Below are 22,784 nucleotides of genomic sequence, written 5' to 3'. Positions count from 1 at the left end.
CGCTCAACCCGTGATCTCCCCGGTATCGCGAAGGCTGCTGCTCGTCCACGCCCATCCCGACGACGAGAGCATCACCACCGGCGCCACGATCGCACGATACGCCGCCGAAGGCGCCGAGGTGACCGTGGTGACCTGCACGCTGGGTGAAGAGGGCGAGGTCATGCCCGGCCTCGGGGAACTGGACGGGCTGCGAGCCCACGCCGCCGACCAGCTGGGCGGCTACCGCGTCACGGAGCTGAGGGCGGCGTGCGCCGCGCTGGGGGTGTCGCGGCACCGGTACCTGGGCGGGCTCGGCCGGTGGCGCGACTCCGGCATGGCGGGCACGCCGTCGGCGTCGCACCCGAGGGCGTTCACCGGTGGGTCCGCCGACGAGCAGGCCGCACAGCTGGCGGCGATCATCGACGAGGTCCAGCCCCAGGTCGTCGTCACCTACGACGCCTTCGGCGGCTACGGCCACCCCGACCACATCCGGGCCCACGACATCACGATGGCGGCGGCGCCGCGGGCCCGCTCGGTGGAGCGGGTCTTCCACACGGTCGCGCCGCGGAACGCGGTGAGTGCCGGACTGGCCGCGCTGCGTGCGGGCGAGCCCCGCTACCGCGTCCCGGACGACGGCGAACTGCCCACGACGCCGGACGAAGAGATCACGACGGTGCTCGACGTCGCCGCGTACCTGCCCGCGAAGGTGGCGGCACTGCGCGCGCACGCGACGCAGCTCGCGGTCGTCGACGGCGAAGTGCCGTACTTCGCGCTGACCAACGAGATCGCCCAGCCGATCCTCGCGAAGGACTGCTTCGTGCTTGCCCACGGCCCGGGCGACGGTGCCGGGCACGACCTGTTCGGCGGGCTGTGACCGTGGAGGAGCGGCTGACGCTCGACCAGGGACTGCTGCTCGCGCTGCTCGCCGTGGACACGGTGCTGCTCGCGCTGCTGGAGCTGTTCTTCCTGCCGCTGCGGATCGGGGTGGTCCCGGTGCCGGTGACGGTTCTCGTGGGCGCCGTCACCACGCCGTGGCTCGTGTGGACCACGGCGAAGCTGGTGCGCCCCGGGCTTTCCTGGGTACCCCTGGCGCTGTGGGTGCTCGTCGTGTTCGGGGTCGGCTTGCTGGGCCCGGGCGGTGACCTGGTGCTGATCCAGGACTGGCGGGCGTTGCTGCTGCTCGGCGCGAGCGCGCTGCCGGGCGCGATGGTGCTCGGCGGCGCGCCGCGCCGGGCGGTGGGAAGGGGAGCGGGACGTGGGTGAGTCGATCTCCGACCGGCAGGTCGTGGCGGTGCTGCGGCCGTTCGTGCGGGCGTGCGGGCCGATGCTGGACGCGTTGCGCGAGTCCGACCCGTTCGGCCTGCAGGCGCGTGCTTCGGAGGATCTGGCCGAGGTCGAGTCGGGGCTGAAGGCGAAGCTGATCCACGGCGTCACGTCGGTGAAGGTGCCGGGCACGGCGGCGTGGGCGCGGATGACGGGGTACGACCGGTCGAGCTGGTGGATGAACCGCGTCGGCCGGTTCACGGCGCTGCTGACGTCCATCCCCGGGCTGGGTGGCGCGCTGGCCGACCGCCTGCCGGTGCAGGACGCACTGGGCGCGGCGTCGCAGGGGCTGCTGCTGTGCGCGATCGCGGGCGAGTACGGGGTGACCGACGTCGGCACGCGGGTCCGGCTCATCGCGTCGGTGCTCTTCGAGCGCGAGATCGACCCGGATCTCGCGGCGGGCAAGCACGCGGAGCACGACGAAGCCGCGGAGGTGGACGAAGCGGCGAAGCTGACCGAGGAACTGAGGGCGTCGGAGAAGAAGCACGGCAAGGCGACGGTCAAGGCGGCCGGCCGCACGCTGTGGCGGCTCGGCCGCGGACTGCTCGGCATCACGGGCGAGCTGGAGAAGCGTCCGCGCGGCAACCTGTTCCACCGGGCGCTCGGCATGCTCCCGGTCGTCGGTGCGGCGGGCGACTACCTCGGGGAGCGTTCGGGCCTGCGCGTGGTCTGGAAGCGCGCGCACGTCTGGCTGACCGAGCACCGCACCTGATCTTCCCGCGCGGCGCCCGGTCCAAACCTCAGTTCCAGAACTGGAAGACGCTGAAGCCGATCTTCGCGCCGTCCACGTACCCGCCGAACGCGTTGAAGATGGCGTAGGAGCCTTCCCACAGCGCGGTGTTCGCCGGGCGGAAGAACCACAGGACCGCGAACAGGATGATCGGCGCCCACGGCCGGACGCGCGCGCCGAGCTCGCGCGCCCGCGCGGGCAGGTACGGCTCGATCGCGCCCCAGCCGTCGAGGCCCGGGATCGGGAGGATGTTGAGCAGGAAGGTCACGACCTGCAGCAGCGCCAGGTAGGACATCGCGATCACGAGCCCGCCCGCCATCGGGACCAGCGCGACCACCAGGGCCAGCGCCGCCCCGACCGCGAGGTTGCTCAACGGCCCGGCCAGCGACACCCACGACGACGTCCCGCGCGAGCGCAGCGCCCCGCGGTTGATCCAGACCGCGCCGCCCGGCAGCGGGATGCCGCCGATGATGAGGAAGATCAGCGGCAGGATGATCGACAGGACGGGATCGGTGTACTTGCGCACGTCCAGCGTCAGGTAACCCTTGTGGGCGACGCTGTAGTCACCGCCGCGGTAGGCGACCATCGCGTGCCCGAACTCGTGCAGCGACAGCGACGCCACCCAGCCGGCGGCGACGAAGATCACCACGCCGGCGATGAGCAGCGGGTCGCGGTCGCGGACGAAAACGGTGTTGATGTCACCGAACGCGGCCATGGCGCCACCGGCGACGGTGAGCGCGAGGATGCCGAGGAAGACCGGGCTGGGGCGCACTGCTGACTTCTGCACGTGCTCCAGTCTTCCGTATGCCCGGTGTGAAGTTACCGGCGTGTCCCCTTGCGCGATCGGGCCGGAACGTCCCCCGAACTCGCTACTCCGCTTGACCTGACCGCACTACACGGGTGTAATCACAGTGATGTCATTCGCCGCCGAGAGGGGACGGCGAGTGTCGTTTCACCACCGCCAGCCTGGGGAGTGCTAGGGAGCGAGGAGGCGGACGTGCGGTTGGAAGCCGATGGGAAGGAATGGGGGCAGGTCATGAGTTGGGGCGAGATCCCGGAGCAGGCTCTGGGAGATCTCACCGAGCTCATCGATGCCACGGAAGAAGAGCAGGATTGGCAGGAACGCGCCCTGTGCGCGCAGACGGACCCGGAGGCGTTCTTCCCCGAGAAGGGCGGTTCCACCCGCGAAGCCAAGCGGATCTGCCTGGGCTGCGAGGTCAAGGACGAGTGCCTCGAGTACGCACTGGCCCACGACGAACGCTTCGGCATCTGGGGCGGTCTGTCCGAGCGGGAGCGCCGCAAGCTCAAAAAGCGTGCTGTCTGAGTGCGAATCACCGGTGATGCCCGGCGTCACCGGTGATTCCGCTGTGCGGGGCGCTCGGCGTGGGTTCACCATCGGGTGACGGGTCGGGGCCGTAGGGTGGCCGCACCGACTGCCGCCTGATCTGGAGCGTTCGTTGCCCCGCACCGCCGCGCCGCCCGTCCCGCGCACCGCGCCCGTTCTGGCCATTGTGGTCTGTCACGACGGCGAAAACTGGCTGCCGCTGGCGCTTTCCGCGTTGCGCCGCAGCACCGTCCGGCCCCGGCACGTTCTCGCCGTGGACACCGGCTCCACCGACGCGACCCCGCGGCTGCTCGCCGAAGCCGCCGAGGATCCCGGGCTGGATTCTTCCCCCGTGCTGTCCGGGGTCATCACGCTGTCGAGTGATACCGGCTTCGCGGCCGCGGTTGCCGAAGCCGTCGGGCACGCCACCGAGCGCTGGGGCGACCCCGGTTCCTGGCTGTGGCTGCTGCACGACGACTGCGCGCCCGACCCCGACTGCCTCGAGCAGCTCCTGCACGTCGCCACGAAGGAACCGTCGGCCACCGTGCTCGGTTCGCTCGGTCTCGACTGGACCGATCCGCGGCTGATCGTCGAAGCCGGCCTGTCCACCGACACCTCCGGCCACCGCCAGCAGGTCGCCACGACCGGCGAGGACCCGGTGGCGGTGCTCGCCGTGCCCAGCGCCGGCTCGCTCGTGCGCCGCGACGCCTGGGACTCCCTCGGCGGCTTCGACCCCGGTTTCCCGTTGCTGCGCGAGGATCTCGACTTCGGCTGGCGCGCCAACGCGGCCGGTGGCGTGGTCCTGTCCGTGCCGCTCGCGCGGGTGCGGCACGCCCGCGCCGTGACCACCGGACGGCGGGCGGCGGACGCGCTCCCCGGCCCGCTGACCGCCGCGAACCGCGCCCACGGGCTGCGCGTGTTCCTGGTGAACTGCTCGCCGTTTTCCTTCTGGCTCGGCATGATCCGGCTCCCGGTGCTCGCGGTGCTGCGCGCGCTGGCCTTCGTCCTGCTGCGCCGCGCCGGGGAAGCGCGGGCCGAGTTCGCCGCCGTCGCGTACCTCCTCAGTGGACGCGGCGGATTGCGCGCCGCGCGCGCTCGCCGGCGGCGGAATCCGCGGCCGGGCACGGTTCGCGGGCTCTTCACCGGACGTTGGACGCGATTGCGCAACGCCGTCCGCGCCGGCGTCGTCGGTCTGGTGCGCCGCGGTGTCGAGAACGACGTCGCGCTCGGCCGCGTGCCCGAGACGGTCGAAACCGAGTCGGCGTGGGTGACGCCGGAAGCGCTCGACGCCCGCGAGACCCGTCCGGTCGGCCCCGACGCGCTGCCCGCGGGCGCGCTGCGCGGCATCAGCTCCCGCGGGTCCGGGCTGCGCCGGCCGGGCACGCTCGTCGCCGTCGCGCTGCCGGAAACCCCGGCACCGGCCGCCGAAGACGCCCCCGAAGCCGAAGAGCCGGAACCGGAACTCGTCTTCGTCGAGGTGAACCGCCGCCGGGTGCTGGCGGCCACGATCTTCGCGCCGCCCGTGGTCCTGCTCGTCGTGCTGACCGCGCTCGGGCTGTTCGTCAACCGCGCCCGGCTCGGCCTCGACCTCTTCGGCGGCAAGCTGCTCCCGGTCGCCGGGCTGGGAGAGCTCTGGACGTCGTACCTGACGCCGTGGCACGCGATCGCGGGCGGCACCGGCGCGCCCGCGTCGGCCACCCTGCCGGTGCTCGGCGCGCTCGGCGCGGTGTTCGCGCCGATCGGCGGCCCGGCCGCGCTGGTCGCCGTGCTGCTCCTCGGCGACATCCCGCTGGCCGCGTTGAGCGCGTACGCGGCGACGCGGCGGCTTCGCGTGCGCCGCTGGGTCCGCGCGGTCGTCGCGGCGACGTACGCGCTCTTGCCGGCCGCGACCGCGGGCGTGGCGCAGGGCCGGCTCGACGTCGTCGTCGTGCACCTGGTGCTGCCGCTGGTGGCCGCGGGCATAGCCGGGCTGCTCGTGCACGCGGACACGCGCTGGCTGCACGTGTCCGCGCTGTCGGCGTTCGGGGTGGCGCTGCTCGGCGCGTTTTCACCGCTGGCGCACGGGCTCGCGCTCGCCGGGCTGCTGATCGGGTTCGTCGTGCTGCCCGCGCCGACCGGGCTGGCACGCCGGATCGCGTCGGTCGGGATCGTGGTGCTGCTGCCGCTGGCCCTGCTGCTGCCGTGGCCGACGGTGCTGCTGAAGCACCCGGAACTCCTCGTGCAGGGGCTCGGCGGTGCGGCTCCGGTGGTCTCCGGCACCGATCTGGCCGGGCTCGACCCCGGCGGGCCGGGCGCCTGGCCGATCGGTGTCGCGGTGATCGCCGCGGCGCTGGTGGCGGTGGTCGTCCGGCCGACGAAGCTCGCTGCCGGCGGGCTCGCCCTCGCGGCGCTGGGCGCGGGCGGGCTGGTGCTGGTGCGGCTGGTCACGGCGGTCCCGTTGCAGGGTGGCGCGCCGTCACACGGCTACGCGGGCGTGCCGCTGCTGATCGTCGGCGCCGGGCTGCTGTGGGTGGTGCTCGGGTCGTGGCAGCGCGGCGGCACGACCGGCGTCCCGGCGACCTGGCTGCCGAAGGTGATGGCGGTGGCCGGCGTGGCGGTGTTCCTGGCGCTGGCCACCGGCGCGCTGGTCGTGGGCTCGCAGGGCCCGCTGCGGGCCGGCGAGCGGCCGTCGCTCGCCCCGGAGGTCGCGGCCGAGCTGACGGCGTCCGGCCGGTCGGTGCTCGACCTGGCCCCGGACGCGACGCGCCAGATCGGCGGCCGCCTCCCGCACTACGGCGACGACGAGCTGGCTCCGACGCCCGGCACCCCGGCCCGCCTGGCGGCCTGGCGCCGCGACCTGGGCCAGGGCGACGCGGCGGCGGTCCAGCGCTCCTTCGCGGCGGCCGCGGCCGCGGGCGTCCAGTTCGTGGTGCTCCCGCCCGGCGTGGACCCGCAGGCGTACCCACCGCTGGCGAAGGACCTGCTCTCGGTGGCCGCCCCGACGTCCGACGGCCGCGGGGTGCTCCGTTTGCTCCCGCCGACGGGCCAGGTGATCTTGATCTCGCCGGAGCAGGCGAAAGCGGCGGTCACGGGCGGCGGCGCCCCGGGGAACGCGCCGGGCGTGGCGCCGGTCCGGGCGGACCTGCCGGACGTGCGGGTCCGCGTGTCCGACGGCCCGACGGGCCGGCTGCTGGTGCTGGCGGCGGAGCAGGAACCGGGCTGGAAGGCGGCGGTGGCCGGCAAGCCGGTGCCGATCGTGCCGGCGTGGGGTCACCAGGTGGCGGTATCGGTGCCACCGGCATCCGCCGAGGTGACGGTGGAGTACCCGGGCACGGAACACAACCTCCTGCTGCTGGCCCAGCTGGCGGCGGCGCTGTTCACGCTCCTGACGGCGGTCCCGGCCCGGCGGCTGCCCAGCCCCTCGCGCGCCCAAGGCTTGTAAATCGGAGGAGCGGGTGGTCATCCCGTCGCCTGAGGCCCGAAAATCACTTTGAGCCGGGCCCGCAACCCACAGCGCAGCGTGCGGGGACAGCGCAAGCTTGCGGGCCCGGCTCAAAGTGATAGGCCTCAATCAGGCGACGGGATGACCACCGCGCGGCCCACCTCGAGAAAGTGAGGGGGCAGCGGCGAGGGGTGGCCATCCCGGAGCCTGCCGGTCCGGCGAGGACAGTCTTTTGTTTTATGGCGTTCGTTGACCGCGGCGGAGCGGCAGGGCGGGTTCTGCCGTGGCTTCTACTGCGGGTTCTGCCGCGGCAGGGCGGGTCCGACCTCCCCCGCCCCTCCGGTGGGAGTTTCAGCCGCCGCCCGGGTTTGTCAAGGCGGGAAAGCGTGCCTTGACAAACCCGATCGTCGACTGAAGAGAAGGCTGGGATGAGGGGCGGGGGAGGTCTGGTGACGTCGTTGGTCGGCTTGCGTTGCCGGCCGGCGGTTCGCCGGGGACCCCCTGCCCGGCCGTGGCTACTCGCCGCGACCCCTCAGCCCGGCCGTGGCTACTCGCCTTCGATGACGTCCGGCTCCACGCCCAGGTACCCCGCCACCTGCTCCACCAGCACGTCGTGGACCAGCTCCGCCAGCTCCGACGGGTCCTTCGCCCGCGCCTCCAGCGGCCGCCGGTACAGCACGATCCGGGCCCGCGTCGGCAGCCCCGTGCGGTCGACGCCCGCCGGGACCAGGCGCGACAACGGCACCGCGCCGTCGTGCAGTACCCCGTCCGCCGGGGAGTGGCCGTTCTCACGGACCTCCGGCACGTCGTCGACCGCCACGTCGAGCTTCGTCAGCTCGTGGCGCCAGCGGGCTTCGATCGGCTCCAGTGCGTCCAGCACCAGTGCGTCGAAGCGTTCCGCACGGCTCGCGGCGGCGGGCAGGGTCGCCGGATACAGCGTCCCGCGCAAGCCCCGGCCGTGCCGGTCCCGCCGCGAGCGCCGCCGCTGTCGGTAATCACGAGCCGTCGCCACGTCCGGAAGTCTATGCGACCGCGGTTCAGCGCGTGTCGCGCTGGAGACCTTGCGGCGACGCGCTATCGTTTCGTTTTGTGCGGAGCGTACGGAAGTGTTCGCGTACTGGCTGTCTCGAGCCAGCTGTGGCCACGCTGACGTATGCGTACAGCGACTCCACCGCCGTCGTCGGCCCGCTGGCCACCGCCTCCGAGCCGCACTCCTACGACCTCTGCGAAGCCCACGCGCTGCGGCTGACCGTCCCCAAGGGCTGGGAAGTCGTCCGGCACGAAGGGGCCTTCGCCGCGCCGGACCCGTCGGCCGACGAGCTGACCGCGCTGGCCGAGGCCGTGCGCGAGGCCGGCCGCCCCGGCAAACCCGCGCCGCCCGCGCCGGAGCCGGAGGGCCCGTCCGGGCGCCGCGGCCACCTGCGGGTCCTGCCCGGTCGCGCCTGAACGCGTAACCCACTCACCTCGCCGGTAGGCTTTCCGCGCGGCGCAGCGGGCGCCAGTGACGACTAATCGCGGGGAGACGGCGTGCCAGACCTTTCGGGCATCGTGAAGGCCTACGACATTCGCGGCGTGGTCGGCGAGCAGCTCGACGCGGACCTCGTCCGCGACTTCGGCGCCGCGTTCGCCCTGCTCATCAAGCCGGAGGCGCCGTCGGTGGTGATCGGCCACGACATGCGCGACTCCTCGCCGGGGCTGGCGGCGGCCTTCGCCGAAGGTGTCACCTCGCAGGGTCTCGACGTGGTGAGCATCGGGCTGGCCAGCACCGACCAGCTGTACTTCGCCTCGGGTTCACTGAACCTGCCGGGCGCGATGTTCACCGCGAGCCACAACCCGGCCAAGTACAACGGCATCAAGCTGTGCCGCGCGGGCGCGTCGCCGGTCGGCCAGGACACCGGGCTGGCCGAGATCCGTGACACAGTCGAGCAGGGCGTGCCGGAGTTCGAGGGCCAGCGCGGCACGGTGAGCGAGCGGGACGTCCTCGCCGACTACGCCGCCTACCTGCGCAACCTCGTCGACCTGTCGGGCAGCCGGCCGCTGAAGATCGTGGTCGACGCCGGCAACGGCATGGGCGGGCACACCGTCCCCACCGTCTTCGACGGGCTCCCGATCGACGTCATCCCGATGTACTTCGAGCTCGACGGCAGCTTCCCGAACCACGAGGCCAACCCGCTGGACCCGGCGAACATCGTCGACCTGCAGGCGAAGGTGCGCGAGGTCGGCGCGGACGCGGGCGTGGCCTTCGACGGCGACGCCGACCGCTGCTTCATCGTCGACGAGCGCGGCGAGCCGGTTTCGCCGAGCGCGATCACGGCGCTGGTCGCCGTCCGCGAGCTGGCCAAGGACCCGGGCGGCACGATCATCCACAACCTGATCACGTCCAAGGGCGTCCCGGAGATCGTCGCCGAGCACGGCGGCAAGCCGGTCCGCACCCGCGTCGGCCACTCGTTCATCAAGGCCGAGATGGCCCGCACCGGCGCCATCTTCGGCGGCGAGCACTCCGCGCACTACTACTTCCGCGACTTCTGGCGCGCCGACACCGGCATGCTGGCGGCGCTGCACGTCCTCGCCGCCCTCGGTGAGCAGACGGGCCCGCTGTCCGAGCTGACCAGCGCGTACTCGCGCTACGCGGCTTCGGGGGAGATCAACTCCACAGTTGATGACCAGGTCGCGAAGATGATGGCCGTCAAGGACGCCTTCGGCACCCGCTCCGGCGTCGAGCTCGACGAGCTGGACGGCCTGACCGTGCAGCTGCCGGGCGGCGCCTGGTTCAACCTGCGCCCGTCGAACACCGAACCGCTGCTCCGGCTGAACGTCGAGGCGGCGAACGCCGAGGCCGTGCAGGCGCTGGTGGACGAAGTGCTCGCGATCATCCGCAACTGACCCGTCCCGAAGAAGCGCGCCGGGGCCGAACTGTGTCCTGAAGTGCTCTTCACCACAGTCCCCCGCGTGGTATGGAGGAACCATGGCCATCACGCTCGACGCCCAGCTCCTCGAGATCTTGGCGTGCCCGTCGCCCGATCACGCCCCGCTCCGGCCGGGCGCACCGGACGACCCCGAGGCCGACGCACTGACCTGCACCGAGTGTGGGCGCGTGTACCCGGTCCGTGACGGCATCCCGGTGTTGCTCCTGGACGAAGCCACCATTCCCGGTGACCACGGAACCTCCGATGCCGACAGTGCTTGACGACACGCTGCTCGACGACCCCGCGCGGCTGGCCGAGGCCGACAGCGCGGGGTTGCTCCGGGCCGCCGCGATGGCCGGCGCCCAGGTGCGGGCGGCCGCCGAGCTGGCTGCGGAGCTGGAGCTGTCCGAGCGGCTCGACATGGGCCGCCCGCGTGCCGTCGTGCTGATCGACCGGCCGGGGGTGAGCCGCACGCTCACGCGGCTGCTGGCCGCCCTGCTGGCGCCGTCGTGCCCGGTCCCGGTGGTTGTCGCCGAGGTGGTGCCGAGCTGGATCGGCGCGCTCGACGTCGTGTTCGCGCACACCGACGACCCCGAGGACCGCGAACTCGCCGCATCGTTGGAGCGCGCCGCCCGCTACGGCGCTTCGGTGGTGCTTTCGGCGCCGTCGGAAGGCCCGGTGGCGGCCGCGGTGGCGGGCAAGGGCCTGCTGCTGGCGCCGCGCATCCCGGTGCCGGCGGAGCTGGCGTTCCCACGCGGCCTGGCCGCCGGGCTGCTCACCGCGAACGCGCTGGGCCTGCTGATGTCCGACGTCCAGTCGCTCGCCGACCAGCTGGACCTCGAAGCCGGGAAGGACTACCTGGCCCGGGATTCGTTCGAGAACCCGGCCAAGGCGCTCGCCCTGCGGGTGGCCGACCGCGTGCCGCTGCTGTGGGGGCTGGACCCGGTCGCGGTCGCCGTCGGCGAACACGCTGCGCACGCGTTCGCGGCCCACGCGGCCACGGTGTGCGACGTCGAGGACTATCGTCAGGCCCTGGCGCGCCCCGCATTGCGGCGGGCGGCGCTATCAGATGGCGCGGAGCGTGACATCTTCGCCGATCCGGACGATTCCTCTGGTGACATCCCCACCCGGCTGTTGCTGCTGTCGGTGCGCACCGGTCCGGCCACGGACGCGGCGCGCTTCCAGGCCGAGGATCTGCTGCCCGGTGCGGACGTCATCGCGCCGGCCGAGGAGATCGAGGCCGACGAAATCGTGCGGGCCGCAGTGCTGGCACTGCGGTTCGAACTTGCGGCGGTCTATCTCGGGCTGGCGGCGGGCAGCATCGGCGGCGCGGGCCGCTTCGCGCCCGCGACGGCGTGAGACCCGCCTAGCACCGGCCCCGGCCGGTGCCGAAGGAGTGGAGTTGAGGTGACAGTGGAGCTGCTGCGCAACGCGGTGCGGCCCTACGCCTGGGGATCGCGGACGGCGATCCCCGAGCTGCTGGGCCGTCCGGTACCCGCGCCGCACCCCGAGGCCGAGCTGTGGATGGGCGCCCACCCGGGTGATCCGTCGCACGTCATCGGTCCCGACGGGACCGAGCGGAGCCTGCTCGAGCTGGTGGACGCCGACCCGGTGACCCAGCTTGGCGAGCGCTGCGCGAAGCGGTGGGGCGGGCGGCTCCCGTTCCTGTTGAAGATCCTCGCGGCCGAGGAGCCGCTGTCGATGCAGGCGCACCCGTCGGCGGCCCAGGCCGCGGAGGGGCACGCCCGCGAGGAGAAGCTGGGCATCCCGCGTGACGCGGCGAACCGCAACTACCCGGACCCGACGGCGAAGCCGGAGCTGGTCTGCGCGCTGACGGAGTTCCACGCGCTGGCCGGGTTCCGTGCTCCCGACCGCACGATGAAGCTGCTGAAGGCGATCGAGACGCCGGGGCTGGCCAACTACACCGGGCTGCTGGAGGCCCAGCCGGACCCGTCCGGGCTGCGGGCGCTGTTCACGACGTGGATCACGCTGCCGCAGTCGTCGCTGGACCGGCTGCTGCCGGAGGTCCTGGACGCGTGCGTCCGGCACGTCCAGGAGCACGGCGAGTTCGCGGTCGAGTGCCGGACGATCCTGGAGCTCGGTGAGGCCCACCCGCGCGACGCGGGTGTGCTGGCGGCGTTGCTGCTGAACCGCCTGACGCTGCGCGCGGGCGAGGCGATCTACCTGCCGGCCGGCAACCTGCACCTGTACCTGCACGGCACGGCCGTGGAGATCCTGGCGAACTCGGACAACATCCTGCGGTGCGGGTTGACGCCGAAGCACGTGGACGTCCCGGAGCTGCTGCGCGTGGTGGACTTCGCGTGCGGCGAGATGCCGGTCCAGTGCGGGGACACCGGGGAGCGCATGGCGGTGTACCGCACGGACGCCCCGGAGTTCGAGCTGTCCCGCGTGGAGTGGGCAGCGGGCCAGGACGACGAGATATCGGTCGACAGCGTCGGCCCCCAGATCCTGCTGTGCACGGCGGGCGACCTGCTGGTGACGGCGGACGACGGCGAGAAGGTCGAGCTGAGGCGGGGTCAGTCGGTGTGGTTGCCGGCCGCGGACCCGCCGGTTCGAGTGCGGGCGCTGGGCGGGGAGCGGGCTCAGCTCTTCCGCGCGACCGCAGGCACCTGCGAGGACTGAGACGCGCCGGAGCGCCTGACGCGAGCTCACGTACCCGGAGGGTTGGCTCGCGTACCTGGTCGGCTCACGTACCCACGGGGTCGGCCCACGGACCCAGCAGGTCGGCTCGCATACATCGAGGATCGGCCTGCGTGCCCGCGGGGTCGGCTCGGGTGCTTGGAGGGTCGGCCTGCGTGCCCGCGGGGTCGGCCCGCGTGCCTGGTGGGGTGGCCCGCAAACCGGCGCCCGGGTGCGCGAACCTACCGTCTGGGTACGCCGAACCGACTGCCTGGGTCCGCAGGCCGACCGTCTGAGTACGCGGGCGACCGTTCGGGTCCGCGGGCCGACTGTCTGGTGCGCGCCGGCGCGGGTTTCTGTGTGCGTTCCGTGTGGCGGCATCCGCCACGATCGACACCAAGGGGGGACCCTGGTGCGCTGATGCGCGCCGCCGGGTCCGCTGGGGGTGGCGCCGGTCGGATCCGCCCGGCGTCCGTGGGCGTGAGGTGGTGCCGCGAGGGGGCGGCACCACCTCGGTGGCCAACCCGGCCGGCCGAGGCGAGGCGGGTGGTGTGGTGAGGGGCAGCACCCCCGTCTTGCCCGGCAGGTCAGCTCGGCGAGGTTGGCGCCTGGCAGATCAGGCCGGGCGAGGGAGCAACACGGCAGGCCGGTTCGGTGCGGGGTAGTGGCTCAGCAGGCCAGGTGGGCGCCGGGCGGCCGGGCAGGCCGGTGCGTAGTGCCCGGGCGGCCAGGTGGGCCCAGGGCCCGTCAAGCCGGCTCGGTGAGGGCGAGCAGCGCCCGGCGAAGCACAGCCGCGCTGGCGTCGCGCGGGTCGAGCAGCTCCGCGGCCTCGGCCTCCGCCGCCTCCGCTGCTGCCCACTCTCCCGTGGCTTCGTACGCCCGCTTCAGCACCAGCCACGTCAAGCCGGTTGCCGCTCTGCCGCCCATCTCGCGGCACTCCTCGAGGCAGGCTCGGAGCACCGGGATCGCCTGGGCCGCCCGGCTTTCGCCGATCCACGCCGCCGCCAAGGCCCGGGTGCACGACAGCTCGCGGGGCCGCTCGTGCAGCTCCCGCGCCAGCTCGCGGGCCTCGCCGAACGCCGCCGTCGCCTCCGCACGCGCGCCCGTTGCCGCCGAGATCGCGCCGCGGGTGCGCAACGACTTCGCCAGTGCCGAGCGTGCCATCGTGCCGCGCAGCAGGTCCACCGACTCCGCGATCGCCGCCACCGCGCCCGCGTCGTCGCCCGTCAGCAGCGATGACCACGCGAACCCGTGCAACGCCTCGCCGATCACCAGGGCGTCGCCCGTCGAGCGGGCCGCCGCCAGTGCCGTCCGGTCGACCTCCCGGGCGTCGTCGATGCGGCCGAGCCGCACCAGGGCCGCCGACTCCGCCGCCCGGACCCACCCGAGCTCGGCCGGCGATCCGTCCACCGTGAACAGTTCGCGGGCGTGGGCCGCCGTCTGCAGGGCCTCTTCCGCGCGGCCGAGGCCGATCAAGCAGTGCGCCAGGTTCGCCGACACCCACGCGTGGGTGCGGCGGTCGCCGTGGGCCTCCAGTTCCTTGGCGCACGCGCGGTAGCGGACCGCGGCCTCCTCGTACTCGCCACGCGCATGCCGCAACAGCGTCAGCGTGGCCTCGGCTACCGTCGCCAGCGGCGGGCCCGCGTCCAAGACCGTCTCGTACGCCGCGCGCATGTCGGCGTACTGCCCGTGCAGGTACAGGTAGACGCCGAGCCGGTCGAGCAGCAGCAGGGCGTCCCGCGCGCCCAGCGTGCCGATGAGCGCCAGGAGGTTCGCGCGCTCGGCGGCGAACCAGTCGTCCGGACGTGCCAGCAGCCGCTCCACCAGCTCGTCCGGCAACGGCTGCGCGGGCGGCTCGTGGGCCGGGGACGGCATCGGCACCGTGCGCGGCAGCCGGGCCGCCGCCGCGTCGGCGAGCGCGAGCGTGGCCGCCAGCACCGTCCGGAGGCGTTCGCCGGGCGCCGGATCGGTGAGCTCCGCCGCGTACAGCCGGACGAGGTCGTGCATCCGGTAGCGGCCTTCGCCCGTCCCGTCCGCTCCGCGCGCCTCCAGCAGGCTCGCCTCGACGAGCTCTTCGACGGCTTCGTCCGGGTCGTCCACCAGGGTGGCGACGGCCCAGGCCGGCAGGTCGGCGAGGCGGCACCGGCCGAGCAGCCGGAACGCGCGCCGCGCGGGCGGCCGCAGGCCTTCGTAGCTCAGCGCGATGCTGCTCCGGACGGCGAGATCGCTCACCGTCAGCTCGTCGAGCCGCCGGACCTCGTCCTCCAGCCGGCCGGCCAGCTCGCCGAGCCGCAGGTGCGGGCGGATGGCCAGCCGGCTGCCCGCGATCCGCAGCGCCAGCGGCAGCCGCGCGCACGCGGTGATGATCCGCTCGGCGTCGGCGCGTTCCCGGGCCACCCGCGCCCCCGCGAGCCGGTGCAGCAGTTCGGCGGCGTCGGCGCCGGACAGGGGACCGACGGCCAGCCGGTGCGCGCCGGCGAGCCCGCTCAGCCGGCGGCGGCTCGTCACGAGCACCGCGCAGCCCGGCGTGCCCGGCAGCAGCGTGCGGACGTGCTCGGGGTCGACGGCGTCGTCGAGCACCACCAGCACCCGCCGGTCGGTGAGCCGGCCGCGGAACACCGCCGCGCGCGCTCGCACGTCGTCCGGCACGGCCGGGCCGGGGACACCCAGCGCCCGCAGCAGGTCGGCCAGCACCTCCCCGATTTCGCGGCCCGCCAGCGGCACGTACAGCTGGCCGTCCGGGAACCGCGGGCGCAGCCGGTGCGCGGCGCGCACGGCGAGGGTGCTCTTGCCCGCGCCCGGCTCGCCGCTGAGCACCGCGAGCGGGACGCCGCTGCCCGCCCCGAGCACGCCGGTCAGCTCCGCCAGCTCGGCGTCGCGGCCGGTGAAGTCTCCGATGTCCGGCGGGAGCTGGCAGACCGGCCACACCGCCGGTGGCAGCCGCGGCACCGGGTCTTCGCCGCGCAGGACGGCCGCGTGCACCCGCCGGGCCTCCGCGCCGGGCTCGACGCCGAGCTCCTCGATCAGCGTGCTCCGCAGCCGCCGGTAGACCTCCAGCGCGCCGCCCTGCTGCCCGGCCCGGTGCAGCGCGATCATCAGCTGCGCGGCCGGCCGTTCACGCAGCGGGTGCTCGGCGATCACGGCCTGCAGCTCGCCGGTCAGCTCGCCGTGCCGCCCGGCGGTCAGCTCCGCGTCGACGCAGTCCTCGAACACGGCGAGGCGTTCGGACTCCAGCCGGGCGACGTCGGCGTCGAGCCGCGGCACGTGCAGCCCGGCCAGCACCGGCCCCCGCCACAGCGCGAGCGCCCGCCGGTAGTGCCCCGCGGCGGCCACCGGATCCCCGGTCCGCCGCCCTTCGGCGACGGCGGACCGGAAGACGAGCAGGTCGAGCTCCTCCGGTTCGACGTGCAGGCGGTAGCCGGGCGGGCCGTGCTCGACCCGCAGGCCCTCGATCCGCTCGCGCAGCCGCGAGAGGTAGGTGTGCAGGTTGGACGTGGCCGACTTGGGCGGCCCGTCCGGCCACAGCGCCTCGACCAGCACGTCGGCGGGGACGTGCTGGCCGGCGTTGAGCAGCAGCACGGCCAGCAGCGTGCGCTGCCGCTCACCGCGCAGGACCGCCCACCGGCCCGGCGGGCTCTCGACGGCGAGCGGACCGAGCACGGCGAAGTGCGCCATGTCACCTTCCCGGGTGTGGTCGGCAGGAAAAGCCACGGTAGCGAAGGGGTACGACAGAACCGGCGGCCGCGCTTGGCATCGCCCGTTCGTGCAAGTATAGTGATCGCTATACTCACACGATGGCCGGCCAGGACTGGGAAATCTATGTCGTAGACGAAGTCCTCGAGTGGATCGAGCGGCTGGACGATGCGACGCACGCTCGTGTCGTGCAAGCGATCGACGCGCTGGCGGAGGGCGGCCCTGGCCTGGGGCGGCCGTTGGTCGACACGATCGTCGGGTCTCGGATCCAGAACCTGAAGGAGCTGCGGCCCGGTACCGTGCGAATCCTGTTCGTCTTCGATCCCTGGCGAGCGAGTGTCCTGCTCGTCGCCGGGGATAAGGCAGGGCGGTGGAATGCCTGGTACGGGGAGGCGATCCCACTGGCCGAGGATCGATATGACCGTTATCTGAAGGAACGCCAGGCAGAGGAAGGCCGACCATGACGGGCTACACGCGTTGGAAGGATGTCCGTGCGACGCATGTCGAGCGGGCCGGCGGGGAGGAAGCAGTCGAGGCGGGCAAGCAGGAGCTCCTCGCCGTGGTCCAGGGCCACCGCCTCGCCGAAATCCGCCGGGGTCGAGGCCTGACTCAGCAACAGCTGGCCGACCGGATGGGCGTCACCAAGGGCCGGGTGTCCCAGATCGAACAGGGCAAGATCTCCGGCCTGGAGGTGCTCGCCCGCTACGCTGCGGCTTTGGGTGGCCGTCTGCACCAGGCGATCTACTTCGAGGACGGGGATATCGCCGCCATCGCTTGAGCAAATCCCCAGCCGGTGACGACCGGGCTGGGCCGCCCCTATTACGCTCCACCCGGACATTTCAGGACCTACCAGGGGAGCGGTCGTGTCAGCTGGAGGCGGAACCAAGGCGATCCTCGCGGCACTCGGGGCCAACGCCGGGATCGCGGCGGCGAAGTTCGTCGGCTTCCTCGTCACCGGGTCGTCGTCGATGCTGGCCGAGTCCGTGCACTCGCTGGCCGACACCACCAACCAGGGCTTGCTGCTGCTCGGCCAGAAGACGTCGAAGCGGGAAGCCGACAAGGAGCACCCCTTCGGCTACGGCCGCGACCGGTACTTTTACTCCTTCATCGTCGCGCTGATGCTCTTCACGCTCGGCTCGGCTTTCGCGATCTACGAAGGCATCCACAAGATCGGCCACCCGGAGCCGCTCGAATCGCCGATCGTCGCCGTGATCATCCTGGTCGTCGCGGTCGCCCTGGAGGGCTACAGCTTCTACACCGCCATCGGCGAGTCGAAGAAGATCAAGGGCAACGCGACCTGGTGGGGCTTCATCCGCCAGGCCAAGGAACCCGAGCTGCCGGTGGTGCTGCTCGAGGACGCCGGCGCGCTGCTCGGTCTCGTCCTCGCCCTGCTGGGCGTCGGGCTGTCGGTCGTCACGGGCAATCCGGTCTGGGACGGCGTCGGCACCCTCGGGATCGGCGCGCTGCTCGGCGTCATCGCGATCATCCTCATCATCGAGATGAAGAGCCTGCTCATCGGCGAAGGCGCCAACGAGGGCGTCCTCGCGACGATCGTCGACGAGCTCGCCGCGGGGAAGGTCGAGCGCGTCATCCACATCCGCACCCAGTACCTGGGCCCCGACGAGCTGCTCGTCGCGGCGAAGCTGGCGCTGGTGCCGGGGCTCGACACCGCCGAGCTGGCGAGGGCCATCGACGACGCGGAGGCCCGGGTCCGCGCCAAGGTGCCGGTGGCCAAGCTGATCTACCTCGAACCGGACCTGGACCGCAGCCTCACGCGTTAGCCGAAGATCGGCCTTTTCGGTGAGCCGTCACCGGCCTGACCCGATAGGGTGACTTACTGCGATACATGCAGGCCAGCCGCAGGAGGTCAACGGTGCCCGGAACGGGATTGTGGCGCACTAAATCGATCGAACAGTCCATTGCGGACACCGACGAGCCGGACACCAAGCTCCGGCGGAACCTGAGCGCCTGGGACCTCACGGTCTTCGGTGTCGCCGTCGTCATCGGTGCCGGCATCTTCACGCTGACCGCGCGCACCGCGGGTGACTACGCCGGGCCGTCGGTGTCGCTGGCCTTCGTGTTCGCGGCGATCGCCTGCGCGCTGGCGGCGCTGTGCTACGCGGAGTTCGCCTCGACCGTGCCGGTCGCGGGCAGCGCGTACACGTTCTCCTACGCCACCTTCGGCGAGTTCATGGCGTGGATCATCGGCTGGGACCTGATCCTCGAGCTCGCCGTCGGTGCGGCGGCGGTGTCCAAGGGCTGGTCGGTGTACCTCGAGACGGTGCTCGGCTACCTCTTCGGCAAGGGCACCAAGACGACGTTCGACGTCGGCAGCGTGACCGTCGACTGGGGCGCGCTGCTCGTCGTGGCGGCCCTGACGACGCTGCTGGCCGTCGGCACCAAGCTGTCGTCGCGGGTGTCCATGGTGATCACCGGGATCAAGGTCGCCGTCGTGCTGTTCGTGATCATCCTCGGGTTCTTCTACATCAAGGGCGCCAACTACACGCCGTACATCCCGCCAGGCGAGACGGGCGGAGCCGGTCAGACGGGCGTCGACCAGTCGCTGTTCTCGCTGATCGCGGGCGGCGCGAGCAGCTCGTTCGGCGTCTTCGGCCTGCTGGCCGGCGCCTCGCTGGTGTTCTTCGCGTTCATCGGCTTCGACATCGTCGCGACCACCGCCGAGGAGACGAAGAACCCGCAGAAGGCCGTGCCGCGCGGGATCATGGGTTCGCTGGCCATCGTCACGGTGCTCTACGTCGCGGTGTCGCTGGTGGTCGTCGGCATGACGTCGTACAAGGACCTGGCCACCAAGGCGGGCGACGGCAGCCACAAGACCCTCGCCACGGCGTTCTCCGCCAACGGCGTCGACTGGGCGGCCAACATCATCTCCTTCGGTGCGCTGGCCGGCCTGACCACCGTCGTCATGGTGCTCATGCTGGGCCAGGTCCGGATCATCTTCGCGATGTCCCGCGACGGCCTGATGCCGCGCGGGCTGGCCAAGACCGGCGAGCACGGCACGCCGAAGCGCGCGACGCTCATCGTCGGCGGCCTGGTCGCGCTGGCGGCCGGGTTCTTCCCGGCCGACAAGCTCGAAGAAATGGTCAACGTCGGCACGCTCTTCGCGTTCGTGCTCGTGTCGGCGGGCGTGCTGATCCTGCGCCGGACGCGGCCGGACCTGCCCCGCGCGTTCAAGGTGCCCCTGGTGCCGCTCATCCCGATCCTGGCCATCCTCGCCTGCCTGTGGCTGATGCTGAACCTGACCGTGCTGACCTGGCTGCGGTTCCTCGTCTGGATGGTGCTGGGCGTGGTGCTCTACTTCGGGTACAGCCGCCGGCATTCGCTGCTCGGCAAGCGGCAGGCCGACGGGATCGACGAACCCGTGAAGGCGCCCGAAGCCTGACTTGCGCAATAGAAGCCCCGCCCGCCTGGACGCCCAGGTCGGCGGGGCTTTTTGCATTTGGTTGCGTAATGGGAGGTTACGGCTTGATCAAGAGGATCTTGCGATTCGTGCGCAAAGGGGGACCCCCTGTAAGCGGTCCGGTGACGTGCGATACCTTTCGATCCTTCGTGTGCCACTGACGGGTGAATTACAGCCGCGTGATTCCCACGTTCAGTGGTGCCGCGTCCCCCGATTTTGCCGTTCATCCCCGTTCGGTACTGGAGAACTCATGCGCAGACGTTCCTTCCGCGGCGCCGTGGCGGTCATGGCGCTCACCACTGCTGCCCTGATCGGGACCGCCGGTTCCGCCCTGGCCTGCTACAGCGACGACAACCGTCCCCACCCGACGCCGGGCAAGCCGACGCCCTGTGCCGACGGCCAGGTCCTCGACCAGAAGGACGTCGTCTCCGAGCTGACCAAGAACAACACCCGGCTGAACATCAAGTCGGTCAACGAGGGTGTCACGGTCACCCGCATCGTCGTCGTCGGCGGCGACGACGGCTTCAACGACTACACGCCGGGCAAGAAGCTCGACAAGAACGCGCCGTGGAACGACCTGCGCGCGCCGTTCAACTTCAACGGCAGCCAGCCGAAGATCGACAAGTGGTTCCTGTGCGGCTCGAAGACCACCAAGCCGACCGCGCCCGCCACGACGCCGGCCACCAAGACGTCGACGCCGCCCACGAGCACGAAGCCGAGCACGCCGGCGACCTCGGCCACCTCCGTCGCGCCGACCAGCGCCAGCACCACCACCGCGCCGGCCGTCGTTCCGGCGGGCAACGAGTCGGGTACCGGTGGCGGCCTGGCCAACACCGGTTTCGACAACAGCTGGCTGATCTGGGTCGGCGCGCTGCTGCTGGCCGCCGGTGGCGGTCTGCTCGCGCTGCTGAAGTTCCGCCGCAAGGCTTCCGAGTGAAGCTGAGCTAGTCCACGGTCGAAGGCCCCTCGCTCCGCGCGCGAGGGGCCTTCACCGTTTCGGGGGGAAGTCCCCGAACAGCGAGCCCTGCTCGCCCCAGGACGGCTTGCCGAGGCCGGCCGCCATCGCGACGGCGTGGTCCCACTCGGCGTCGACCACGTAGTCCTGGTGCTTGAGCACCCCCGGCGCCCAGCGGTGCCGCCCGGTCGGGCCGCGCAGCGGGTCCGGCAGCCAGTGGTCGCCGCCGAGGATCAGGACGCCGTTGGCGTCGGCCACCGCCGACACCGGGCCGCAGCCGCCGTCCGGGAGGAACCCGACGCCGTGCAGCCGCCGGTCGGCGACCGAGTGCCGCCAGGTCGTCACGCCGCCGCCGAAGATGTCGGTGCCGCGGCACAGCGCCCGCCAGCGGCCGTCCAGGTCGGCGAACAGCCGTTCCAGCGCTTCCTGCGGCAGCAGCGCCGGGAAAGCGCGCTGGTAGCCCCACTGCAACGGCGACCCGGCGGTCAGCACGCCGACGCGCTCGAGGTCCGCTTCCGGCAGTTCGGCCGCCAGCCGGGCGGCGGCCATGAGCGTCAGCAGGCTGCCGAGGTTGTAGCCGGAGAGCACCACGCGCGTGCCGGGTTCGGTGAGGTGCTCGCGGGCCCGCGCGGCCAGTTCCGGGACGACCTTCAGCGCGTAGCAGGGCGGGACCGTCGGGTGCGCGGCCCGCGGCCAGAAGCAGACCAGGTCGGCCAGCGCCCCGAGGTGGCGGCTGCGCTGCGGGGTGCGCGCGGCCGTGTAGACCACGCGCAGCAGGCCCGCGGCCAGCGCGCCGAGCGCGACCACGCCGATCGCGGACAGCGGGCCGAACCAGCCGGGGACCAGCCCGAACCCGAACCGCAGGACCAACAGGGCCGCGCCGCCGGCGGACATCGCACTCGCGACCGCCAGTGCCAGGTGGTGCAGGTGCCGCCGTTCCCACGCCGAGCGGGCCCAGGCCGCTGCGGCCTTGGCCTCCTGCCGTTCGTCGTGCTCCATCAGCTCGACGATCTCGGGGATGCCCCGCCGCAGCCGCCGCAGCGGGACGGCGACCGCGAAACCCAGCACGCCGAGCACCGCGGCCAGCGCCAGGCCCGCGCCCCACAGGACGGTGACCAGCAGGTACGTGTCGGGCACCTTCAGGTGTTCCGCCCCGGAAAGCCGGCGGAGCGCTTCGGCGAGCCCGGCCCCGAACCCGCCGCCGAGCAGGCCGGCCAGCGCGAGCACCGGCGCGGCCGCCCAGCCGCCCATCCACGGCCGCAGCCGCTGCGGCTTGTGCTTCCAGCCGGGCCGGGCCAGCAGCGCCGCCGGGGCGAGGAACAGGGCGAACAGCACCGTGACGGCGACCAGGGCCGCGCCGAGACCTTCGACGACGCCGTTCGTGCCGGGCAGCGGACCGGTGCCCGGCCCGTCCGCAAGCCCGAGCCGCACCGCGGCCACGACGACCAGCAGGGTCGCGAAGGCGAGCACGCCGGGCCGGGCGAACCGGCCGGTGTCGACGCCGATCGCGGCGGCGACGACGGTGGCGAGCACCACGGCCAGTGTGATGATCCAGACAACGAGATCGACGCTGTCGCCCGGTATGCGGAACAGCCCGCCGAGCAGCAGCAGCGCGACCGTGGCCAGCGCCGCGACGGTATGCAGGCAGCGCAGGGCCGGCGTCTCCGGGTCGGCGCGCATCCGCAGCGGGCCGCCGGTGAGGTCGCCGTCGGCGTGCACAGCCCAGGTCGCGCTGGAAATCCGGTGCAGGACGAAGATCACGACGAGCAGCGGCAGCACGCCGACGGCGATCCGGGCGCCCGACGTGCGCAGCAGGTCGGGGACCACCGGCAGGCAGCCCGAGCCGGGCGCGAGGCACTGCGCGGCGAAGAGGTCGAGCGCGATCGCCGCGAGCTGACCGATCAGCAGCATCGTCAGCAGCAGGGCGCCGACGCGCAGCAGCCCGCGGCACACCGTGCCGAGGACGCGCGTGAGGCGGCGGCCCGGCGGCACCGGCGGCAGCATCCAGAACGCGACGTTGGCCAGGGAGAACGGGAACAGCAGCGCCCAGGTGGCCTTCGCGGCGCCGCCCGAGGTCATGCCGTGCCAGAGGTAGCCCTCGAGCGTCCGGGGGATCGACCGGCCCAGCGCCGGCAGCACCGGGCCGGGCGCCGGGCGGCGCAGCCGGTCCGCCGGGCGGATCACGCGGCCCAGCCCGTCGCCGGCGACGTCGACGGTCGAAACGGCGTCGAGCAGCGTTTCCCCGCTGGTGCCCACGAGCCCGGCGACGCGGATTTCCACGACACGGGTGTCCGGACCGGGCATGGGCACGGTAAGGGCCTCCTAACAGCAGTAGGGACACTCGAGCGGACAACGGTAGTGTTCGGGTGTCATCGAGTCTTGGAGGAATCGCCAC

19 protein-coding genes are annotated in these 22,784 nt (G+C 72.8%); 15 read left to right on the top strand and 4 right to left on the bottom strand.

Annotated features, from left to right (window positions below; genetic code table 11):
* The first annotated feature begins 10 nt into the window (after positions 1-10).
* Genes mshB through QRY02_RS29610 form a run of 3 tightly spaced genes read left to right on the top strand, consistent with a single transcriptional unit; the run spans position 11 to position 2,014 of the window.
* Positions 11-853, top strand: coding sequence for an N-acetyl-1-D-myo-inositol-2-amino-2-deoxy-alpha-D-glucopyranoside deacetylase (gene mshB / locus QRY02_RS29620; protein ID WP_285986116.1), 843 nt, complete (start codon positions 11-13; stop codon positions 851-853).
* Positions 850-1,242 (top strand): hypothetical protein, encoded by a 393-nt coding sequence (locus QRY02_RS29615; protein ID WP_285986115.1) that lies wholly within the window; start codon positions 850-852, stop codon positions 1,240-1,242. The genes mshB and QRY02_RS29615 overlap by 4 nt, the downstream gene beginning before the upstream one ends.
* Positions 1,235-2,014 carry a hypothetical protein gene (locus tag QRY02_RS29610; protein WP_285986114.1) on the top strand — a complete coding sequence of 260 codons (780 nt, stop codon included), beginning with the start codon at positions 1,235-1,237 and terminating at the stop codon, positions 2,012-2,014. The genes QRY02_RS29615 and QRY02_RS29610 overlap by 8 nt, the downstream gene beginning before the upstream one ends.
* Before the next feature lie 28 nt (positions 2,015-2,042).
* Here QRY02_RS29610 and QRY02_RS29605 read toward each other — a convergent pair whose 3' ends face one another.
* On the bottom strand, positions 2,043-2,804 hold the full coding sequence (locus QRY02_RS29605; RefSeq protein WP_285993946.1) for a site-2 protease family protein: 762 nt from the start codon (positions 2,802-2,804) through the stop codon (positions 2,043-2,045).
* A gap of 264 nt (positions 2,805-3,068) precedes the next feature.
* Here QRY02_RS29605 and QRY02_RS29600 point away from each other — a divergent pair, with 264 nt between their 5' ends.
* Positions 3,069-3,356, top strand: coding sequence for a WhiB family transcriptional regulator (locus QRY02_RS29600; protein ID WP_161790928.1), 288 nt, complete (start codon positions 3,069-3,071; stop codon positions 3,354-3,356).
* A 133-nt stretch (positions 3,357-3,489) separates the two neighbouring features.
* Positions 3,490-6,777 (top strand): glycosyltransferase family 2 protein, encoded by a 3,288-nt coding sequence (locus QRY02_RS29595; protein WP_285986113.1) that lies wholly within the window; start codon positions 3,490-3,492, stop codon positions 6,775-6,777.
* A gap of 547 nt (positions 6,778-7,324) precedes the next feature.
* On the opposite strand, the gene QRY02_RS29590 is transcribed toward QRY02_RS29595, so the two are convergent.
* Positions 7,325-7,789 carry a metallopeptidase family protein gene (locus QRY02_RS29590; RefSeq protein WP_004559274.1) on the bottom strand — a complete coding sequence of 155 codons (465 nt, stop codon included), beginning with the start codon at positions 7,787-7,789 and terminating at the stop codon, positions 7,325-7,327.
* Between the two features lie 77 nt (positions 7,790-7,866).
* On the opposite strand from QRY02_RS29590, the gene QRY02_RS29585 reads away from it, so the two are divergent.
* The 5 genes from QRY02_RS29585 to manA all read left to right on the top strand — a co-directional run bounded on the left by QRY02_RS29585 (position 7,867) and on the right by manA (position 12,326).
* Complete coding sequence (locus tag QRY02_RS29585; RefSeq protein ID WP_285986112.1) at positions 7,867-8,223, top strand: DUF3499 domain-containing protein; 357 nt, start codon at positions 7,867-7,869, stop codon at positions 8,221-8,223.
* 81 nt (positions 8,224-8,304) lie between these two features.
* Positions 8,305-9,660 carry a phosphomannomutase/phosphoglucomutase gene (locus QRY02_RS29580; protein ID WP_285986111.1) on the top strand — a complete coding sequence of 452 codons (1,356 nt, stop codon included), beginning with the start codon at positions 8,305-8,307 and terminating at the stop codon, positions 9,658-9,660.
* Between the two features lie 82 nt (positions 9,661-9,742).
* Entirely contained in the window at positions 9,743-9,964 is a 222-nt protein-coding gene (locus tag QRY02_RS29575) for a Trm112 family protein (RefSeq protein WP_285986110.1), read from the top strand.
* On the top strand, positions 9,948-11,042 hold the full coding sequence (locus tag QRY02_RS29570) for a hypothetical protein (RefSeq protein WP_285986109.1): 1,095 nt from the start codon (positions 9,948-9,950) through the stop codon (positions 11,040-11,042). Before QRY02_RS29575 ends, QRY02_RS29570 begins: the two co-directional genes overlap by 17 nt.
* A gap of 54 nt (positions 11,043-11,096) precedes the next feature.
* Positions 11,097-12,326 carry a mannose-6-phosphate isomerase, class I gene (gene manA, locus QRY02_RS29565; RefSeq protein WP_285993945.1) on the top strand — a complete coding sequence of 410 codons (1,230 nt, stop codon included), beginning with the start codon at positions 11,097-11,099 and terminating at the stop codon, positions 12,324-12,326.
* Between the two features lie 744 nt (positions 12,327-13,070).
* Here manA and QRY02_RS29560 read toward each other — a convergent pair.
* Positions 13,071-15,998, bottom strand: a complete 2,928-nt coding sequence (locus tag QRY02_RS29560) for an AfsR/SARP family transcriptional regulator (RefSeq protein WP_285986108.1) — start codon at positions 15,996-15,998, stop codon at positions 13,071-13,073.
* Positions 15,999-16,117: 119 nt separating this feature from the next.
* On the opposite strand from QRY02_RS29560, the gene QRY02_RS29555 reads away from it, so the two are divergent.
* The 5 genes from QRY02_RS29555 (at position 16,118) to QRY02_RS29535 (ending at position 20,371) form a co-directional block, all read left to right on the top strand.
* The gene (locus QRY02_RS29555) at positions 16,118-16,480 is read left to right on the top strand and encodes a type II toxin-antitoxin system RelE/ParE family toxin (protein ID WP_285986107.1); all 363 of its coding nucleotides are present in this window, start codon (positions 16,118-16,120) and stop codon (positions 16,478-16,480) included.
* Positions 16,477-16,794: a helix-turn-helix domain-containing protein gene (locus QRY02_RS29550; RefSeq protein WP_285986106.1), complete on the top strand. Its 318-nt coding sequence runs from the start codon at positions 16,477-16,479 to the stop codon at positions 16,792-16,794. The genes QRY02_RS29555 and QRY02_RS29550 overlap by 4 nt, the downstream gene beginning before the upstream one ends.
* Before the next feature lie 85 nt (positions 16,795-16,879).
* On the top strand, positions 16,880-17,797 hold the full coding sequence (locus QRY02_RS29545; RefSeq protein WP_285986105.1) for a cation diffusion facilitator family transporter: 918 nt from the start codon (positions 16,880-16,882) through the stop codon (positions 17,795-17,797).
* 92 nt (positions 17,798-17,889) lie between these two features.
* Positions 17,890-19,416 (top strand): amino acid permease, encoded by a 1,527-nt coding sequence (locus tag QRY02_RS29540; RefSeq protein ID WP_285986104.1) that lies wholly within the window; start codon positions 17,890-17,892, stop codon positions 19,414-19,416.
* Positions 19,417-19,684: 268 nt separating this feature from the next.
* Complete coding sequence (locus tag QRY02_RS29535; RefSeq protein WP_285986103.1) at positions 19,685-20,371, top strand: LPXTG cell wall anchor domain-containing protein; 687 nt, start codon at positions 19,685-19,687, stop codon at positions 20,369-20,371.
* 51 nt (positions 20,372-20,422) lie between these two features.
* On the opposite strand, the gene QRY02_RS29530 is transcribed toward QRY02_RS29535, so the two are convergent.
* Positions 20,423-22,693, bottom strand: a complete 2,271-nt coding sequence (locus QRY02_RS29530) for a hypothetical protein (RefSeq protein ID WP_285986102.1) — start codon at positions 22,691-22,693, stop codon at positions 20,423-20,425.
* Between the last annotated feature and the right edge of the window lie 91 nt (positions 22,694-22,784).

It is taken from the genome of Amycolatopsis sp. DG1A-15b, from assembly GCF_030285645.1.
Lineage (GTDB): Bacteria > Actinomycetota > Actinomycetes > Mycobacteriales > Pseudonocardiaceae > Amycolatopsis.
Note: the sequence above shows the minus strand (reverse complement) of the source record. Positions and strands in the feature narration are given on the sequence as shown.

Bases quoted from the DNA above. Each gene is read 5' to 3' on its own strand.
- QRY02_RS29600 (WP_161790928.1), top strand. From the start codon at position 3,069: ATGAGTTGGGGCGAGATCCCGGAGCAGGCTCTGGGAGATCTCACCGAG.
- QRY02_RS29575 (WP_285986110.1), top strand. From the start codon at position 9,743: ATGGCCATCACGCTCGACGCCCAGCTCCTCGAGATCTTGGCGTGCCCG.
- QRY02_RS29570 (WP_285986109.1), top strand. From the start codon at position 9,948: ATGCCGACAGTGCTTGACGACACGCTGCTCGACGACCCCGCGCGGCTG.
- QRY02_RS29560 (WP_285986108.1), bottom strand. From the start codon at position 15,998: ATGGCGCACTTCGCCGTGCTCGGTCCGCTCGCCGTCGAGAGCCCGCCG.
- QRY02_RS29555 (WP_285986107.1), top strand. From the start codon at position 16,118: ATGGCCGGCCAGGACTGGGAAATCTATGTCGTAGACGAAGTCCTCGAG.
- QRY02_RS29550 (WP_285986106.1), top strand. From the start codon at position 16,477: ATGACGGGCTACACGCGTTGGAAGGATGTCCGTGCGACGCATGTCGAG.
- QRY02_RS29535 (WP_285986103.1), top strand. From the start codon at position 19,685: ATGCGCAGACGTTCCTTCCGCGGCGCCGTGGCGGTCATGGCGCTCACC.
- QRY02_RS29530 (WP_285986102.1), bottom strand. From the start codon at position 22,693: ATGCCCGGTCCGGACACCCGTGTCGTGGAAATCCGCGTCGCCGGGCTC.